Source organism: Paracoccus sp. JM45 (assembly GCF_003590715.1).
In the GTDB taxonomy this organism is placed as follows: domain Bacteria; phylum Pseudomonadota; class Alphaproteobacteria; order Rhodobacterales; family Rhodobacteraceae; genus Paracoccus.
This window is the reverse complement of record NZ_QQVY01000069.1, coordinates 1-797: the sequence shown is the minus strand read 5'-3', so window position 1 is coordinate 797 and position 797 is coordinate 1. Positions and strand designations below refer to the sequence as shown.

At 56.5% G+C, this 797-nt stretch carries 1 protein-coding gene and 1 pseudogene; one reads left to right on the top strand and one right to left on the bottom strand.

What is annotated here, in order from left to right; translation table 11 throughout:
* Nucleotides 1-295: 295 nt before the first annotated feature.
* Nucleotides 296-494: pseudogene (locus DWB67_RS18565) on the bottom strand (transposase); the annotation flags it as partial.
* Between the two features lie 52 nt (nt 495-546).
* Here DWB67_RS18565 and DWB67_RS17760 point away from each other — a divergent pair.
* Nucleotides 547-797, top strand: a 251-nt coding sequence (locus tag DWB67_RS17760; protein ID WP_147385983.1) for a transposase, incomplete at its 3' end; no start/stop codon positions are given.

Below are 797 nucleotides of genomic sequence, written 5' to 3'. Positions count from 1 at the left end.
GGCCTATGATACTCACAATCAACACCTGAAAGCCGCCGCCTGACATGAAACCCATGCTATAGCTTAGCCCGGCGGAAAACTGGTCGAAAATTCAGGACCACCTCTGTCTGCTCAGCTAATTCCTTCACCTTCTTCGTCTTTGCCTCAATCCGTGCCGTCTTTTCGGCAATCTGTGCCATCAGGTCCCGGCATTCTTCGCGCACCAGAGTAGGCAAACCGCTGTTCGGCTCCTCAAGCATCCCATCGATGCGCTTCAGATGCTTGACCCCCGGTGGGACGATGTTCACGAATTCGTAAAGAACCGCGCGCAGCGCATTTACGAGTTCAGTGCGTTGGTGGACAAGGCGCTCGCGAGCACGGAACAGCACGGCGCGGGCCTGCTGGCCCTCACATTTCGGCTCGACAAAGCGCATTTCGGGACGTTGCGCCGCGATCACGATCGCCTCGGCATCAGCCAGGTCATTCTTTTGCCGTTTCACGAAGGGCCGGACATATGAATCGCTCCGATTTTGTCGGAGACCATCAACTTAAGTAAGGATGATGGTTCTGACGAAAAGCAGAATGGCAAATCGCTACTCGCCCGAGGTCCGCGCACGTGCTGTCTGGATGGTGTTCGAGCATCAAGGCTCATACGAAACGCAGGCGGGCGCGATCGCGGCCATTGCACCCGAGACCGGCTGTATTCCCCAGACCTTGAACGGATGGGTCAAGCAGGCCGAGAAAGACAGTGGCATGCGAGATGGTGTGACCACTAAGGAACGGGATCGGATCAAGGCACTGGAACGTGAAGTTCGCGA